The 15,302-nt window shown below is 74.7% G+C and carries 17 protein-coding genes; 9 read left to right on the top strand and 8 right to left on the bottom strand.

Features of this window, described 5'->3' with window-relative positions; all coding sequences use genetic code 11:
* The first annotated feature begins 138 nt into the window (after window positions 1–138).
* The 4 genes from ACFY60_RS20405 (at window position 139) to ACFY60_RS20390 (ending at window position 3,123) form a co-directional block, all read left to right on the top strand.
* Complete coding sequence (locus tag ACFY60_RS20405; protein WP_388612161.1) at window positions 139–1,776, top strand: FAD-dependent monooxygenase; 1,638 nt, start codon at window positions 139–141, stop codon at window positions 1,774–1,776.
* Between the two features lie 32 nt (window positions 1,777–1,808).
* Entirely contained in the window at window positions 1,809–1,895 is an 87-nt protein-coding gene (locus tag ACFY60_RS20400) for a putative leader peptide (RefSeq protein ID WP_311307652.1), read from the top strand.
* A gap of 146 nt (window positions 1,896–2,041) precedes the next feature.
* Window positions 2,042–2,656: a cysteine dioxygenase gene (locus ACFY60_RS20395; protein WP_388612160.1), complete on the top strand. Its 615-nt coding sequence runs from the start codon at window positions 2,042–2,044 to the stop codon at window positions 2,654–2,656.
* 26 nt (window positions 2,657–2,682) lie between these two features.
* A complete protein-coding gene (locus ACFY60_RS20390) occupies window positions 2,683–3,123 on the top strand; it encodes a rhodanese-like domain-containing protein (protein WP_388612581.1) in 441 nt (146 codons plus the stop codon).
* Window positions 3,124–3,466: 343 nt separating this feature from the next.
* Here the strand turns inward: ACFY60_RS20390 and recX are convergent, their stop codons facing one another.
* On the bottom strand, window positions 3,467–4,033 hold the full coding sequence (recX, locus tag ACFY60_RS20385; protein ID WP_388612159.1) for a recombination regulator RecX: 567 nt from the start codon (window positions 4,031–4,033) through the stop codon (window positions 3,467–3,469).
* Between the two features lie 4 nt (window positions 4,034–4,037).
* Window positions 4,038–5,174 carry a recombinase RecA gene (recA, locus tag ACFY60_RS20380; RefSeq protein WP_388612158.1) on the bottom strand — a complete coding sequence of 379 codons (1,137 nt, stop codon included), beginning with the start codon at window positions 5,172–5,174 and terminating at the stop codon, window positions 4,038–4,040.
* A gap of 337 nt (window positions 5,175–5,511) precedes the next feature.
* Here recA and ACFY60_RS20375 point away from each other — a divergent pair, with 337 nt between their 5' ends.
* The 4 genes from ACFY60_RS20375 to ACFY60_RS20360 all read left to right on the top strand — a co-directional run bounded on the left by ACFY60_RS20375 (window position 5,512) and on the right by ACFY60_RS20360 (window position 9,296).
* Window positions 5,512–6,438 (top strand): ankyrin repeat domain-containing protein, encoded by a 927-nt coding sequence (locus tag ACFY60_RS20375; RefSeq protein WP_388612580.1) that lies wholly within the window; start codon window positions 5,512–5,514, stop codon window positions 6,436–6,438.
* Between the two features lie 174 nt (window positions 6,439–6,612).
* Window positions 6,613–6,891 carry a polyprenyl synthetase gene (locus ACFY60_RS20370; RefSeq protein WP_388612157.1) on the top strand — a complete coding sequence of 93 codons (279 nt, stop codon included), beginning with the start codon at window positions 6,613–6,615 and terminating at the stop codon, window positions 6,889–6,891.
* On the top strand, window positions 6,881–7,957 hold the full coding sequence (locus ACFY60_RS20365) for a polyprenyl synthetase family protein (protein ID WP_388612156.1): 1,077 nt from the start codon (window positions 6,881–6,883) through the stop codon (window positions 7,955–7,957). The genes ACFY60_RS20370 and ACFY60_RS20365 overlap by 11 nt, the downstream gene beginning before the upstream one ends.
* Window positions 7,958–8,135: 178 nt before the next feature.
* A complete protein-coding gene (locus ACFY60_RS20360; protein WP_388612155.1) occupies window positions 8,136–9,296 on the top strand; it encodes an oxygenase MpaB family protein in 1,161 nt (386 codons plus the stop codon).
* 112 nt (window positions 9,297–9,408) lie between these two features.
* Here the strand turns inward: ACFY60_RS20360 and ACFY60_RS20355 are convergent, their stop codons facing one another.
* From ACFY60_RS20355 to ACFY60_RS20345, 3 genes are all read right to left on the bottom strand, one after another.
* Window positions 9,409–10,206, bottom strand: a complete 798-nt coding sequence (locus ACFY60_RS20355) for an SGNH/GDSL hydrolase family protein (RefSeq protein ID WP_388612154.1) — start codon at window positions 10,204–10,206, stop codon at window positions 9,409–9,411.
* Window positions 10,207–10,276: 70 nt separating this feature from the next.
* Window positions 10,277–11,392, bottom strand: a complete 1,116-nt coding sequence (locus ACFY60_RS20350) for an AI-2E family transporter (RefSeq protein ID WP_388612578.1) — start codon at window positions 11,390–11,392, stop codon at window positions 10,277–10,279.
* Between the two features lie 506 nt (window positions 11,393–11,898).
* Window positions 11,899–12,093, bottom strand: coding sequence for a DUF3046 domain-containing protein (locus ACFY60_RS20345; protein WP_388612153.1), 195 nt, complete (start codon window positions 12,091–12,093; stop codon window positions 11,899–11,901).
* 79 nt (window positions 12,094–12,172) lie between these two features.
* Here ACFY60_RS20345 and ACFY60_RS20340 point away from each other — a divergent pair, with 79 nt between their 5' ends.
* On the top strand, window positions 12,173–13,111 hold the full coding sequence (locus ACFY60_RS20340) for a hypothetical protein (RefSeq protein ID WP_388612152.1): 939 nt from the start codon (window positions 12,173–12,175) through the stop codon (window positions 13,109–13,111).
* A 67-nt stretch (window positions 13,112–13,178) separates the two neighbouring features.
* On the opposite strand, the gene ACFY60_RS20335 is transcribed toward ACFY60_RS20340, so the two are convergent.
* From ACFY60_RS20335 to ACFY60_RS20325, 3 genes are all read right to left on the bottom strand, one after another.
* Complete coding sequence (locus ACFY60_RS20335; protein WP_345289334.1) at window positions 13,179–13,487, bottom strand: AzlD domain-containing protein; 309 nt, start codon at window positions 13,485–13,487, stop codon at window positions 13,179–13,181.
* The gene (locus ACFY60_RS20330) at window positions 13,484–14,224 is read right to left on the bottom strand and encodes an AzlC family ABC transporter permease (RefSeq protein ID WP_388612151.1); all 741 of its coding nucleotides are present in this window, start codon (window positions 14,222–14,224) and stop codon (window positions 13,484–13,486) included. Before ACFY60_RS20330 ends, ACFY60_RS20335 begins: the two co-directional genes overlap by 4 nt.
* Before the next feature lie 97 nt (window positions 14,225–14,321).
* Entirely contained in the window at window positions 14,322–15,167 is an 846-nt protein-coding gene (locus ACFY60_RS20325; protein WP_388612150.1) for an AraC family transcriptional regulator, read from the bottom strand.
* Between the last annotated feature and the right edge of the window lie 135 nt (window positions 15,168–15,302).

Genomic DNA, 15,302 nt, shown 5'->3' with positions numbered 1-15,302 from the left:
GTCAGCCGCACCACGCCCACCCCGTCACTTGACGCGAAACCCTCCGGTGGGTTGCATACGGTCTGTGATCAAGCACCGGGCCCGTGCCACACTCAGCTGTGCTGCCCCCATGACCGTCCGGCCGTCAGGAGCCGTGCCGTGGACCCGGTGATCGTCGTGGGCGCGGGGCCGGTCGGTCTCGCGCTCTCCCTCGCCCTCGCGGCGCAGGGCGTGCCCAGCGTCGTGCTCGACGAGGGTCCTGGCACGGAGGAACCCCGTCCCGCGCGGACGGTCGTGCTCCGCGCCGACATGGCCGCCATGGTCGAACGGCTCGGCTGCACCACCCTGCGTGACGAGGGGCTCCGCTGGGTCGCCTGGCGCGGTGCGCGCCGGCGTCAGGTGGTCCGCCGGCTCACCCTGGACCTGGGGCTTTCCGGTACGGGCGGGGACGGGGCGGACGGGCCGGCGGCCCCCCTCCACATCCCGCAGCACGCGCTCGCCCGGGGCCTGCGGGACGCCGTCTCCCGGGAGAAGCTGATCCAGCTGGTGACCGGGGCCCGACTCGACACGATCGAGCAGGACCGTGACGGGGTCACCGCCCGCACCCGCGGCCCGGCGGGGACCTGGTGGCGCGGCAGCCACCTCGTGGGCTGCGACGGCGCCCGCTCCACCGTGCGCAAGCTGCTCGGCGTCCGCTTCCCCGGCCGTACGGCGGTGGAACGGCACGCCGTCGCCGCGCTCCGCACCGAACTCCCCTGGCCCGGCGAGGCCCTGCTGCACCGTCAGCCGCCGTGGCGCGGCGGCGGCGAGGAGATCGCGGCCCGGCCGCTGCCCGACGGGGTGTGGCGGATCGACTGGCTGCTGCCGCCCCGGGGCGAGCTGGTCACGCCGGACGTGCTGGTGAGCCGGATCCGCGAGACCCTGGCCGGCTGGTGCGACGGCGCCACTCCCCCGTACGAACTCCTCGACACCGGCGTGTACACGCTGCACCACCGGCTGGCCCGGCGCTGGCGGGTGGACCGGGTGCTGCTCGCCGGGGAGGCGGCGCACCTGCTCGGCGCGGTCGGCACGCAGGGCCTCGACGAGGGACTGCGGGACGTGGACAACCTCGCCTGGAAGCTCGCCCTGACCTGGCACCAGGGGGCCTCGGACACGCTGCTCGACAGCTACCAGAGCGAACGCCGTTCGGCCGTCGCCTCCCGCCTGCGCGCGGCGGACCACTCGCTGCCGGTGCTGCGCGGCGGCGGGGGGCTGCGGAGCTACCTGCCGGGGGCCGTGCGCGGCCACGACGCCCTCCTCGCCGACGCTCAGGTGGGGCGCGGCCCGCTGGGCGCGCCTCCGTCGTATCCCCATTCCCCACTCGCGCCGCCGCCCGCCGAGGGGAACGCCCCGGTGGGCACACCGGCCGGTTCGCCGGTCGAGGACGTCCGCGTGACGGCGCCGGACGGGACGACCGTACGGCTCCGGGACCGGCTGGGGCAGGGCCGCCTGCTCGTGCTGCTGGTCGCCCCGGGCACGGGGGTGTGGGACCGGCGGCACTGGCGCGGCGCCGGGGTGATGCCGCGCCTGGAGGAAGCGGTACGCGCCCTGCCGGCGAAGGCCGAGGTCCTGGTGACGGAGGCGTACCCGGGCGCCGCCGCCCACGCCGTCCTGCTCATCCGGCCCGACGGCCACCTCGCCGCCTCCTTCGCGGGGGTCCGCCCCGAGGAGTTGTACGCGGCGGCGGACGCGGTGCGCGGCGGCGCTCCGGAGACCCCGGTGGCCGCCGGCAGCGACCGTACGGCGGACGTGCGTTGATTCCGGCGGGCGCGCGTGGTGTACTCCGGAGCGTGACCGACACCGATGTGCGCCTGTGGCGGAGGGTTCATATGGACCTTCTGCGGTACGCGGGCTGCGTGTGTCGTCCGTCCTGCTGATTTCGCCGATCTTCCGCGCGCGCCCTGCCGCCTTCCCGTCCTGACGCCTGCCCGGCCGTCCCCGGCTTCGCCTTGCCGACTCCCGGACAGCTGCGGACGGTGCCGTGCCGGCGCGCGTCCCTTCGCGCTTCCCAGGACGGTCCTCCGTGTCACAGTCTCCTTCCCTGCCCCCGCACGTCCCGGCGCCCTCGTCCGGTGCCGTTCCCGAACTCCCCGCCGGCCGGGGGGTGTCCGCCGCCGCCGGTGCTTCCCACGGCGCCTCCTCCGGTGCTCCGACCGCGGCCGATCTCCTCGACTTCGTGCGCCGCACCGCCGCCGACCGCGCGCTCGTGGCCTCCCTGCCCCTCGACCCGGAGGGCCGTACCTGGGTACGGCTCGACGGCCCCGGCGGCAGTGAGGCCTGGCTCATCGGCTGGCCGCCCGGCACGGGAACCGGCTGGCACGACCACGCCGAGTCGGTCGGCGCCTTCGCCACGGCGGCCGGTTCTCTGACCGAGCACGCGCTGGCGGTCCGGCTGCCGGCACGCGGCTGGAGGACGCTGGAGCTGGCGGAGGGCGTCGACCGCTCGCGGCGCCTCCCGGCGGGCGAGGGCCGCGCCTTCGGCCGTCACCATGTGCACGAGGTGCTCAACGAGTCCGCCGACACCCACGCGGTGTCGGTGCACGCCTACTACCCGCCGCTGCCCCTGATCCGGCGCTTCAGCCGGACCGGCGCGGTGCTCCGCCTGGAGCAGGTCGAGCGCCCGGAGGACTGGCAGTGAGCGCGACGACGAGGAGGGACGGTTCGGTGGCCGGGGAACGGACGGACGGTGACGGGGTGAACGCGGGCGCGCCGGTGGGGATCGACGAGTTGCTGGAGCGGGTCCGGTCGGGCCTCGACCGGATCGAGCCGCGCGCCGCCTACGAGGCGTACCGGGCGGGTGACGCGCTCCTGGTGGACACGCGCTACGCCGCGCTGCGCGAGCGGGACGGTCTGATCCCGGGGGCGCTGGTCGTGGAGCGCAACGAGCTGGAGTGGCGGCTGGACCCCCTGGGCAGCCACCGCGCGCCCGAGGCGGTCGGCCACGACCTGCGGGTGGTGGTCCTGTGCAACGAGGGCTACGCCTCCTCCCTGGCGGCCGAATCCCTCCGCCGCCTGGGGCTCCACCGGGCCACCGATCTCATCGGTGGCTTCCAGGCCTGGAAGGCGGCGGGCCTCCCGGTCCTGTTGCCGGCCAGAGGTCTCTGAGGGGCTGGGGCCCGAGGGGCCGGGGACGCGGAGGCGCCGGAACCGACGTGTCGGGGGCGGCCGGGCGCCCGGCGAGGCGGGGACGTGGCGGTGCCGGGGAGTGAGCGGTCCGGCACCGGGCGGCCCCGGACCGGGCAGTACCGGGGGTCGGGCGGTCCGGCACCGGGCGGCCCGGGACCGGGCAGTACCGGGGGTCGGGCGGTCCAGCACCGAGCGGTCCTGGGCACCGGGTGGCCCGGGGACTTGGCGGTCCGGCACCGGGCGGTCCCGACGGGGGCCGGGCCGGGTGGCGGCGGGCACGCGGGGCGGGGCGCCGGGGCGGGTCGCGTCGGCGCGCGGCAGGTCAGAAGGGCTCGTCGAGACCCTCCGTGTCCTCGCCCTCGGCCTCCAGGGCCTGGCGGACCACACGGAGCGCCATGCCCTCGGGGTAGCCCTTGCGGGCGAGCATCCCGGCGAGCCGGCGCAGGCGCCGGTCGCGGTCGAGCCCCCGGGTGGCACGGAGCTTGCGGGCGACCAGGTCGCGGGCGGTGGCCTCCTCCCGCTCGGAGTCCAGTCGCTCCACCGCCTCCTGGATCAGGGCGGGCTCGACCCCCTTGGTCCGCAGCTCCCGGGCGAGGGCACGGCGGGCCAGGCCGCGGCCGTGGTGGCGGGACTCGACCCAGGCACCGGCGAAGGCGGCGTCGTCGATGAGCCCCACGTCCTCGAAGCGGGAGAGCACCTCCTCCGCCACCTCGTCGGGGATCTCCCGCTTGCGCAGGGCGTCGGCGAGCTGCTTCCGGGTGCGCGGGGTCCCGGTGAGCAGGCGCAAGCAAATCGCCCGCGCCCGCTCAGCCGGATCCTGGGGTGACAGCTCCTTCTCGGCCCTCGACGAGTCGGGGCTGTCACCCGGCCATTCGGTGCGACCGGTCACCGGTTCAGCTCTTGGCCGCGGTGGCCTTGGTCGCCTTCACGGCCTTGGCCGCCGGAGCCGGGACGCTCTTGGCGGCGTCGTCCGCGCCCGCCGCCTCCGCACCGGCGGCCGCGTCCGCGGCGGGCTCGGCCGACGGGGCCTCCGGCCGGACACCGACGCCGAGCTTCTCCTTGATCTTCCTCTCGATCTCGTTGGCGAGGTCGGGGTTGTCCTTCAGGAAGTTGCGGGCGTTCTCCTTGCCCTGGCCCAGCTGGTCGCCCTCGTACGTGTACCAGGCACCGGCCTTGCGGACGAAGCCGTGCTCCACGCCCATGTCGATCAGGCCGCCCTCGCGGCTGATGCCCTGGCCGTAGAGGATGTCGAACTCGGCCTGCTTGAAGGGGGGCGCGACCTTGTTCTTGACGACCTTGCAGCGGGTACGGTTGCCGACCGCCTCGGTGCCGTCCTTGAGGGTCTCGATGCGCCGGATGTCGATGCGCACGGAGGCGTAGAACTTCAGGGCGCGGCCACCGGTCGTGGTCTCCGGCGAGCCGAACATCACGCCGATCTTCTCGCGGAGCTGGTTGATGAAGATCGCGGTGGTCTTGGACTGGTTGAGCGCACTGGTGATCTTCCGGAGCGCCTGGCTCATCAGGCGGGCCTGGAGACCGACGTGCGAGTCGCCCATCTCGCCCTCGATCTCCGCGCGGGGGACGAGCGCGGCGACCGAGTCGATGACGATCAGGTCGAGCGCGCCGGAGCGCACCAGCATGTCGACGATCTCGAGCGCCTGCTCACCGTTGTCCGGCTGGGACAGGATGAGGTTGTCGATGTCGACGCCCAGCTTGCGGGCGTACTCGGGGTCGAGGGCGTGCTCGGCGTCCACGAAGGCGACCTGGCCGCCGGCCTTCTGCGCGTTGGCCACGGCGTGCAGGGTCAGGGTCGTCTTACCGGAGGACTCGGGGCCGTAGATCTCCACGACACGGCCGCGCGGGAGGCCGCCGACGCCGAGGGCGACGTCGAGGGCGGTCGATCCGGTGGGGATCACCTCGATCGGCTCCTGGGTCCGGTCACCCATGCGCATCACGGCGCCCTTGCCGAATTGGCGTTCAATCTGTGCGAGCGCGGCGTCGAGCGCCTTCTCGCGGTCGGTTCCTGCCATGGGTTCCACCCGGTTTGCTTGAGTCGATCGCTTCATGTGAAAGACGCTAACCCCTGCCACTGACAATGGGCCCCGGCGTCCCCTCCGGCCTGTGGACAACTCGGCGGCGAGCCCGTGATTCCAGGGGCCGGACCCTCATGAGAAAGCATGTTCGATTTTAGTGTCAAGCGCGCCACGCGGGGTCCGGGGGTGGGACGGCGCGGCCCTCCCCGCCCGGCCGTCACCGCCGCCGAACCGCGTCACGGGCCCGTTGTCCGACCCGTGTGCGAGCGTGGGTGCGACGCGGACGACATCACAGGGGGGAACGGTGACCGGAGACAGGGGCGGCTGGGCCGGGATGGGCTGGAACTGGACGGATGCCGGCGACATCCGCCGTCGTCTCGACGCGGGCGCGGACCCGGAGCACTGGCCCGGGGGCCGGCCGCTGCACCGGGCCGCGCTGTTCGGGTCCCCGGAGGTCGTGGCCGAGCTGGCCGCCCGCGTGGCGGACGTGGATGCCCTGGAGAACGGCGTGACGGCCCTGTGGGAGGCCGTCATGTCCAGAAGACCGGAGAACGCGCGCGTCCTCGCCGCCGCCGGGGCCGACCCCTGGCGCGTGTCGATCGGCGGCTGGTCGCCGGGCCGGCTGAACATGGCCGGGCCGACGCCGGACCTGTTCCCGGCGCCGGAGGGGATGCGTCTGACCGAGGCCGAGCGGGCGGCGGCGGAGGAGGCCCGGCTGCTGACCGCGGCCCTGGGCGTCTTCCCTGTCGACGGGACGGGCCTCGCCTGCGTGGCCGGGATCGACGCGGAGGAAGCCGTGCGCCGTCTCGACGGGCAGCCCGTGGACGACGCCTTCGTCGACGAGCTGAGGGAGGACCCGTACGCGTACGACATGGACGAGACCCTGAGGATCGTCGGCGTGACGTCCGTGCCGGGCGGCTGCGTCGTCACCCAGCCCTGGGGCTACGCGCCGCAGCTGCCGGGCGTACTGACCCGGCTGTCCGCCGGAACGGTCTGCTACGGCCTCTACGCCAACCCCAAGAGCGGCAACCAGGGCAGCATCGCCCGCGACGGCAGGACGGAAGGCGGGGACCTGCACCCCGGCGGAGGACCGGACGTGCACGACAGCCCCTCCGAAGTGCTGGCCTCGTACCTCTACCGGCACGATCCCGTGGCCTACTCCTGCGCCCGTACAGGGCTGCGTCCGACCGACAGGCGCGCCGTGGTCGGCCCCGCCGACGTCTGGATCGAACTTCCGCACACCGACCGCCGGAGCCACTGACACGGCGGACGGCCCGGCCGGACGGCGCCGGGACCACCCGGGCCCACCCACCCGTTCGGCCGAACGGCAAGATCACCCGATCGTGAGTTCCGCCGTGTTCTCCCCCCGCCCCGCGCGATGCTCTGAGGCGGCGGCGCGACCGGTGCCGCCCGGAGATGCGGGACGGAAGGCGACATGCGAGAAGCGGGACGGCGCGGTCCGGAGGAGCAGGCCGTGCTGGTGGCGGCCGGGCTGGCCGATCTGGCGGTGAGCGCCCTGGGCACGGCCTTGGGGACCGTACGGGGGCTGCTGCGCCGCTCGGACGCCTCGGAGCTGGCGGCACAGGCCGAGCAGGACCTCGCCGCGCGCGGACGGCTCGTGCTCGACCGGTACGCCTCGGCGCCACCTGCCCACCTGGAGGTGCTGGCCCGGCACGCCCTGGCCGCCCGGGAGCGGACCGCCCATGACGTCTGACCGGTGGGAGCCGGCCGCCTTCAAGGCCCGCGTGGACGAGGTCCTGCGCCGGTTCGTCGCCGAGGAGGCCGACCGGTTCGCCGAGATCGACCCGGCCCTCGCGCCGGTCGCCGCCCAGCTGGAGGCGGCCGTCGCGGACGGCAAACGGCTGCGGGCGGCGTTCTGCTACTGGGGCTGGCGCGCGGCCGGCCAGCCGGACAGCGACGCACTGGTACGGGCGGCGGCGTCCATGGAGCTGGTGCACGCCGCCGCCGTCGTGCACGACGACCTGATCGACGACAGCGCCCTGCGGCACGGGCGGCCCACCGTCCACGTCGCCCTGCGCGGAGCCGTACGGAACCGTCCCCCGGACGACCTCCGCACCGGCGCCGGCACCGACGCCGCCGCGCGGTCGCTCGCGATGCTCGTGGGCGACCTGCTGATGGCGCTGGCCGGGCAGCTGTTCGCCACCTGCGGGCTGCCCGCCGCCTATCTGGGCCGGGCCCGCCCGCTGTGGACCCTGATGGCCCGGGAGCTCATCGCGGGCGAGTGCCTGGAGATCCTCCGTACCGGAGCCGTCCACGACACGGAGATGTCGCTGAAGGTGATCCGCTACAAGACCGCCAAGTACACCGTCGAACAGCCCCTCCTGATCGGGGGCGCCCTCGCCGGCGCCGGCGCGCGGCTCCGCGAGGGCTACTCGGCGTACGGGCTGCCGCTCGGCGAGGCCTTCCAGCTGCGCGACGACCTGCTCGGCCTGTTCGGCGACCCGGCCGTGACCGGGAAGGCCGGCACCGACGACGTCCGGGGCCACCGGCCCACGGCCCTTCTCGCGGAGACCTGGCGCCTCGCCGGCGACGAGGACCGGGAGCGGCTGCGCGCCCTCCTCGGCCGGCATCCGGACGGGGAGGCGCTGGCGACCGTCCGCGGGGTGATGCGACGGCTGAGGTCGCCCGACCGCGTGGAGGACATGATCGGCGCCCGGGTCGAGGAGGCGCTCGGTGCCCTCCACGACCTGGTGCTGCCCGCGCACGCCGCCACCGCCCTGACCGCCCTGGCCCGCTCCGTGGCGGTCCGCCTGGCCTGACCCCGCGCCGAGCCCGGACGCCCCCGCCGCCCGGACGGTTCGCCGGCCTCGCCGCCCCTCCCGTACCGCCGCACCCGCCCAGCACATCCGCACCGCCGGCCCCACGGGCCCGGCCCTCCGTCACCGGGCCCGTCCCGCACCACGTGCCCGTCCCGTTCCAGACAAGGAGCCCCCTTCCGTGACCTACACCGAGGCGTCGATGGCCGCCCTGCGCCAGGCCGGTGACGAACTCGCCGACGCGACCGTCGCCGCACTCTTCGAGAGCGGCCAGGTGGGCACGTTCAACACCCTCATGCGCTACGTCTCCACCGCCGGCGCGCCCCTCCCCGAGGGACTGCCCGACGTCGCGCGGGAGTACCTGGAAGCCACCCGCACCCCGCCGAGCTGGGTGGACTGGGCGGAGATGGAGAAGGCACGGCTGTTCTTCATCGACAACAACGTGCACATCTCCACAGCCCTCTCCTTCGCCGCGATGCCCGCCTGTTACGTCGTCCCGCACGTGGCCAAGCTGCTGTCGGCGACACACGGCCTGAACTACCCCTCCAAGCGCATGGCGGAGACGGGCCAGTTCACCGTCTACCTGATGCAGCCGGACGCCTTCGAGGCCGGCAGCCGTTTCATCCCGGCCGCCCAGAAGGTCCGTCTCCTGCACGCCTCCATCCGCCACCACCTCCTGCGCGAGAACCGGTGGGACAGCGCCGCGCTCGGCACGCCGATCTGTCAGGAGGACATGATCGGCGGGCAGATGTTCTTCTCGATGCTCGTCCTGGACAGCCTCCACCGCCTCGGCATCCACATGTCGACGGAGGGGGCGCGTGCCTACTACTACGCGTGGCGGGTCGTCGGCGCGATGCTCGGAGTCGACCAGGACGCCGTCCCCAAGTCCCTCGAGGAGGCCCGGCAGTTCCTCGACCTGTACATGATCCGGCACATGGGGCCCTCCGAGGAGGGCGTCCGGCTGACCCGCCAGCTGATCGACCTGTACGAGGAGGTCGTGCCCGGCACCTTCTTCGACCCGATCGTCTCGGCCCTGATCCGTCACCTCGTCGGCGACACCTGCGCGGACTGGCTCGACGTGCCGCGCACCCGCTGGGACACCCTCGTCAAGGCGGTGCCCCACCTCCTCGGCGTCCTGGAGACCGTCGAGGACCGCTTCCCGCTCGGCGCCTGGGCCCTGGACCGCCTCGGCCACCTCACCACGGTCTTCGAGCTGTCCTCCCTGACCCGTGGCCGCGTCATGCACTACGCCATCCCCGAGGAACTGAGGAAGGACTACGACGTCCCGGGCACCGTGCCGCCCACCCACCGGTGGACCCCGCCGCCGGCGACCGTCTCCTGACCCGCGGGCCCACCGGGGACCAGGCCCACCAGACCACGGGCGAGGTCCCGCGCCTCCAGGGAAGGCCGCGCCGCACGGCGCGCGGGGCCGCGTCCGGGTCTGCCCCCTCCGTTCAGGCCCCGGTCACCGGGAGCGGTTCCGGTCGCTTGGCGTGGCGGTCGTCGCCGGAGGACCGGCCGCGCAGGCGGCGGCCGAGCCAGGGTCCCAGGAAGGTGCCCGCCCACCGCAGTTCGGCGCCGAGGGCGGCGAGGGGAGAGGGCAGCGGGGTCCGCGGCGGGGGCAGCGGGTGCGTCCAGGCGTCGTCGCTGCCGGGCAGGCCGAGGGCGTGCGCGACGGCCGCCGCGATGCGGGCGTGGCCCAGCGGGGAGGCGTGCAGCCGGTCGGGGCTCCACAGCCGCGGATCGGTGACGACGGGAGGGCCGGCCGTCTCCGCGACGACGACGCCGTGCCGGTCGGCGGCCTGCCGGATGCGCGCGTTGAGGGCCTGGACGCGGGGGCCGAGCGGCCGGGCGAGGGGGACCAGCCGGCCGACGTCGGGGAAGGTGAGCGTCGCCACGCGGGCGCCATGCGCGGTCAGTTCGGCGAACATCGCCTCCAGGTGGCCGGCCACCTCGTCCGCGTCGAACCGGGGCCGCATCAGGTCGTTGACTCCGGCGACGACGGTCGCGAGGTCCGGCCGCAGGGCAAGGGCGGGGCCCAGCTGCCCGGCGCGCACCTGGCCGGCGAGACGGCCCCGTACGGCCAGGTTGGCGTACCGCAGGTCCGGGTTCCGCCGGGCCAGCAGTTCGGCGAGCCGGTCCGCCCAGCCGCGCAGGCCGTGGGTGTCGTCGCCGTCCCCCACGCCTTCCGTCTGGCTGTCGCCCAGCGCGACGTAGCGCCCGTAGGCTCTCGGCCCGCCGTCGTATTCCATCCCGCACCTATTCACTTTTTTGAGTGTACCGGTGGGCGGCAGGCCTCGTCCCACTTCCAGGACTCCTCCTCTACAGGTCCTTCTTGTGGTGCAGGGCCTTCTGCAGCCGGGCCACCACAGCCTCCCCGTACCGCCGGTGGCCGTGCACGCGCGGGTCGTCCGTCACGTCGTACCGCTTCACATAGGCGCCCAGGAACGCCTGGAGGGTGGCGACGGCAGGGATGGCGATCAGCGCGCCGACGGCGCCGAGGAGGGCCGTCCCCGCGATGACGGAGCCGAAGGCCACCGCCGGATGGATGTCCACCGTCTTGGAGGTGAGCTTCGGCTGCAGCACGTAGTTCTCGAACTGCTGGTAGATCACGACGAAGCCGAGCACCCACACCGCGTACCAGGGGTTGACGGTGAAGGCGATCAGCATCGGCAGGGCGCCGGCGAGATACGTGCCGATGGTCGGGATGAACTGCGAGACGAGACCGACCCACACGGCGAGCGCGGGCGCGTAGGGCACGTCGAGGATCTCGAACAGGACGAAGTGCGCGGCGCCGGAGATGAGGGCCATGAGGCCGCGCGAGTAGAGGTACCCGCCGGTCTTGTCGACGGCGATCTCCCAGGCGCGCAGCACCTCGGCCTGGCGGGCGGGCGGCAGGACGGAGCAGAGCGCCCTGCGCAGCCGGGGCCCGTCGGCCGCGAAGTAGAACGCGAAGAGGAAGATCGTCAGAAGCCGGAACAGCCCGCCGAGGACGGTGGCGGAGACGTCGAGCACACCGCTCGCGCTGTTCTGCACGTACTTCTGCAGCCATTCGGAGCTGAGCACGCTGTCCTGGACCTCGACCCGGGACAGGTCGGTGTGGAAGGTGACGTTGGCCCACTTGATCAGCGCGTCGAGGTACTTCGGGAAGTCCTCGACCATGGCGACGATCTGCCCGGCGAGCATCGAGCCGAGCAGGACGACGAAGCCGACGCCGACGACGAGGACGCCGAAGAAGACCAGGAAGGTGGCGAGGCCGCGCCGCATTCCGCGTGCCGCCATGCGGCCGACCGCCGGTTCGATGGCGAGGGCGAGGAAGAAGGCGAGCAGGACGTTGACGAGCAGGCCGATGAGCTGGTGGAAGGCCCAGCTCCCGAGCTGGAAGCAGGCGTAGAGGGCCAGGGCCAGGACCAGCGCGCGCGGCAGCCAGCGCGGCATGCGCGCGGGGCCGGGGACGGACTCGGCCGGCCTCCCGGCCGCGGGCGCGGAACCGGAGACCGCCGTGGAGCCGGAGGCGGACGCCGGACCGGAGCCCGGATCGGTGACGGACGCCGGACCGGAGCCCGGAGCCGCACCGGAGGCGGACGCCGGACCTGAGCCGGTGGCGGACGCCGGGGCTGCGGCCGGGTCTGCGGCACGGCGGTGGTCGGGGGCGCCGGCCGGGGCCGGTCCGGATCCGCCGTGCGCCGTCCGCGCGTCGGACGCGGCCCGCTCCGCCGGCGAATCGTCCGGTGCCGCCGGGTCGTTCGGGCGGCTCACGCCGCGCGGCACTGTGCTGTCGGGGTTCTCGGTCGTGTCGTGGTGGGCGGGCGTCTCGGGCTTCTCGTTGTCGTCAGTCGGGGCCACCCCGCCAGTCTCGCGCACCGCACGGACATTCCCGCCCGGACCCCTCGCGTCCCCGCGTCTCCTCCCCGGCGGCCACCGCCGCCTCCCCCGCACGCGGGTCAGCGCTTGTCGGCCGGTACGTCCACGGCGGCGCAGACGGCCCGCCACACGTCCTTCGCCTCCCAGCCCGCCTCCAGCGCCTCCCGTACCGTCCGGCCCCCCAGCTCGGACATCACGTGGTCGCGCGCGAAGGACTCCGCGTAGGCCGCACCGAAGTGATCGGCCATGCGTTCCCAGAAAATCGTCAACCGCATGACACCAGTATCCCGCTCCGAAGAGTGCAGCCCGGCCCATGGGCCTTGTCTCCGCGCCTGCGCCCCCTAACGTCGGACCATGGCCGAAAAACCCACCTCCTCCCCTCCCGCCCCGCCGTCGACGCCCGTGGCCCGCGCCGAGCGTTTCGTCTGGCTGACGGCCCGCGTCCTCGAACAGCGCCGGTTCGCCTACCACTTCCTGCGCGGTGGCGCGGACCAGGTCGAGGCCGCCCTGGCCGCGTACCTCAACGAGGACGGCGGCTACGGCCACGCACTCGAACCGGATCTGCGCGGGCCGGTCAGCCAGCCGCTGCACACCGCGCACGCGCTCCGGGTCCTGGACACCATCGGCCGCTGCGGCGGGCTGCGCGTGGAGCGGATCTGCCGGCACCTCACCGATATGTCCACGCACGAGGGCGCGCTGCCCGCGGTCCATCCCTCCCAGCGCGGCTACCCGGCGGCGCCCTTCGTCCCCGTCGAGGACGCGCCGCCGGCCTCCCTGCTCACGACCGGCCCGGTGGTCGGGCTGCTGCACCGCAACCAGGTCTGGAACGCCTGGCTGTTCCGGGCGACGGAGTTCTGCTGGGCGGCCGTGGAGTCGCTGGAGGAGTCGCATCCGTACGAGATCGAGGCGGCCGTCGCCTTCCTCGACGGGGCGCCGGACCGGCCGCGGGCCGAGAAGGCGGCGGACCGGCTCGGGCGGCTGGTGAGGGAGCGGCGGCTCGCCGTTCTGGACGCGGACCGGCAGGACGAGTACCCGGTCGCGGAGGGCTACGCGCCCGGCGAGCACCACTTCCCGCACGACTACGCGCGCGTGCCGGACTCGCTGGCGCGCCGCTGGTTCACGGACGAGGAGATGGCCCGGTCGCTCGACCGTCTCGCGGCCGACCAGCAGGAGGACGGGGGGTGGCCGGTCACCTGGCGGGTCTGGGCGCCCGGCACCGCCCTGGAGTGGCGGCCGATCGTCACGATCGAGGCCCTGCGCACGCTCCGCGCGCACGGCCGCCCCATCGGGTGACCCGCCCTCGGTCCGGGGCCACGCCCGCGTGGCGCCCCCGTGCGGGACGCCGGGGGCGCGGGGGTGGTCAGCCGGCCAGGGCGCGCACCCCGGCCGTGACGAGGACGGCGGCGCCCACGACGACCAGGAAGGGGGCCCGCAGGACGAGGGCGAGGGCCGCCGCGCCGAGTCCGGCGGCCCGGGCGTCCAGGACGAGCCCGGTGCCCTGGCCGAAGGTCTGCTGGGCGGTGAGCGCGGCGAGCAGGGCGACGGGCAGCAGGGCCGCGAGCCGCTGCACGAGGGGGCGTTCCAGGGCCCCGGCAGGGACGAGGAGGCCGAGGAGCTTGACCAGGTAGCAGGCGGCGGCGGTCAGGCCGATCGCGATCCAGACGTTCACCGGCCGTGTCCCTTCGCGTCGTCGCGCCGGGCCCGGCGGCCCTGAAGCCAGAGCACGGTGGGCGCGGCCAGGGCGGCCGCGAGCACGGGGACGCCGGCGGGCAGCACGGGGAGCAGTCCGAGCCCGAGGAGGACGGCGAGGCCCGCGGTGGCCCGTTCGGTCGCCGTCCGCAGCATGGGGGCGAGCAGGGCGAGGAAGACCGCCGGTCCGGCCGCGTCGAGGCCCCAGGCGGCCGTGTCACCGAGCGCCTCCGCGCCCAGGGCGCCGAGCAGGGTGGTCAGGTTCCACAGGACGTACAGCGTGAGGCCGGTGACGGTGAAGCCGAGGCGCGCGGCCCGCCGGTCCGGCTGGGCGAGCGCGACGGCCGTCGTCTCGTCGATCACCCAGTGCGCGGCGAAGGGCCGCACGAGCCGCGGCAGCGCGAGGAGCTGGGAGAGGCGCAGGCCGTAGAAGGCGTTGCGGGTGCCCAGGAAGAAGGCTCCGGCGGCGGCGGTGAAGGGGTTCCCGCCGGCGGCGAGCGCGCCGACGAGGGCGAACTGCGAGGCGCCGGTGAACACCAGCAGGCTGAGCGCACACGTCTGGAGCAGGGTGAGCCCGGAGCCCGCGGCGGTCACGCCGAAGGCGAAGCCGGAGAGTCCCACGGCGATGCCGACGCCGAGCGCGTCGCGGACGACGGCGGCGTCCGACTTGGCGGGTCCGTCGTCCCGTATGACTGGAGGTGCTGATTGTTCTGCCACGACAGGGACGCTATGAGACCGGGGGGCGTCCGGTCTTGTACGTTCTTGCGCGCTCCACCGTCGTCAGTCGGCCGGGCCCGCGCCCCTTCGGGATCCCTTACGTCCTGTTCGCATACGTCCCCACCCCCCGCGCGCGCTGGTACGCCCCCGGCGGCACGCCGACACTGCGCGTGAAGTGGCGGTTGAGGTGCGGCTGGTCCGTGAAACCGACCGCCACGGCCGCCTCCGCCGGGGAGGTCCCGGCGTCCAGCAGCCGTCTGGCCCGCCGCACGCGCGCGTCCGTGAGCCAGGTGTGCGGGGGCATTCCGTACGCCCGGCGGAAGGCTCGGAGCAGCGCGAAGGGGCTGGTGCCGAGGTCGGCGGCGAGCCGTTCCAGGGTCGGCGGGTCCGCCATCCGCTCCTCCAGGACGGCACGCGCGCGTGCCGCGTTCCGCGCGCCCGCCGAGCGGGGCGGCAGCGGGGCGGCCGGGCCGCCGTGGGTGCGCAGCAGCCGTGCCGTGACCAGCCGCAGCAGACTGTCGGCGGCGAGCGCGTTGCCCTCCTCGGCGGCACGGTGGACACCGACCACGAGCCGGGCCGCGTGCGGGTCGTCGACCACGGGCGAGGTGAAGCCGACGGAACCGTGCAGGGCGAGGGTGTCGGCGGCGATGGACCGGATCAGCTCCGCGTCCGGGTAGATCGTGCGGTACGTCCAGCCCTCGGGCACGCCCGCGTGGCCGGTGTGCGGAGTGTCCGGATTCACCAGGGCGATCTGGCCGGGACCCGCGCGCACCAGTTCGTCGCGGTGGTGGAAGGCCTCGACGCCCTCGGTGATCGCGGCGAACACGAAGGTCTCGTGGGTGTGCCGGGCGAAGGCCTTGCGGACGTAGTGGGCGTGCAGCAGGTCGACGCCGGGCAGCTCGGGACACCGCCAGTACCGTGCCCGTTCACCGCCGCCCGCCATGGCCCCATTCTCCCGCCGTGCTGCCGTTCCGCGGCGGGCCGCCCCGGCGGTCCTCCGGCCCGGCCGGCGCCCGCGCGGTCCCCGGCCCGGCGGACACCCGGCCGGCGCACGCCACCGGCGGCGGATTCCCGCAGG

The sequence above is a fragment of the Streptomyces sp. NPDC012827 genome (genome assembly GCF_042900905.1).
GTDB classification, from domain to species: Bacteria; Actinomycetota; Actinomycetes; order Streptomycetales; family Streptomycetaceae; genus Streptomyces; species Streptomyces gulbargensis.
This window is presented reverse-complemented; position numbering and strand designations above follow the sequence as displayed.

Coding starts and splice junctions, on each gene's coding strand:
- recA (WP_388612158.1), bottom strand. CDS start 5,174: ATGGCAGGAACCGACCGCGAGAAGGCGCTCGACGCCGCGCTCGCACAG.
- ACFY60_RS20375 (WP_388612580.1), top strand. CDS start 5,512: ATGGGCTGGAACTGGACGGATGCCGGCGACATCCGCCGTCGTCTCGAC.
- ACFY60_RS20370 (WP_388612157.1), top strand. CDS start 6,613: ATGCGAGAAGCGGGACGGCGCGGTCCGGAGGAGCAGGCCGTGCTGGTG.
- ACFY60_RS20365 (WP_388612156.1), top strand. CDS start 6,881: ATGACGTCTGACCGGTGGGAGCCGGCCGCCTTCAAGGCCCGCGTGGAC.
- ACFY60_RS20355 (WP_388612154.1), bottom strand. CDS start 10,206: ATGGAATACGACGGCGGGCCGAGAGCCTACGGGCGCTACGTCGCGCTG.
- ACFY60_RS20350 (WP_388612578.1), bottom strand. CDS start 11,392: ATGCCGCGCTGGCTGCCGCGCGCGCTGGTCCTGGCCCTGGCCCTCTAC.
- ACFY60_RS20345 (WP_388612153.1), bottom strand. CDS start 12,093: ATGCGGTTGACGATTTTCTGGGAACGCATGGCCGATCACTTCGGTGCG.
- ACFY60_RS20340 (WP_388612152.1), top strand. CDS start 12,173: ATGGCCGAAAAACCCACCTCCTCCCCTCCCGCCCCGCCGTCGACGCCC.
- ACFY60_RS20325 (WP_388612150.1), bottom strand. CDS start 15,167: ATGGCGGGCGGCGGTGAACGGGCACGGTACTGGCGGTGTCCCGAGCTG.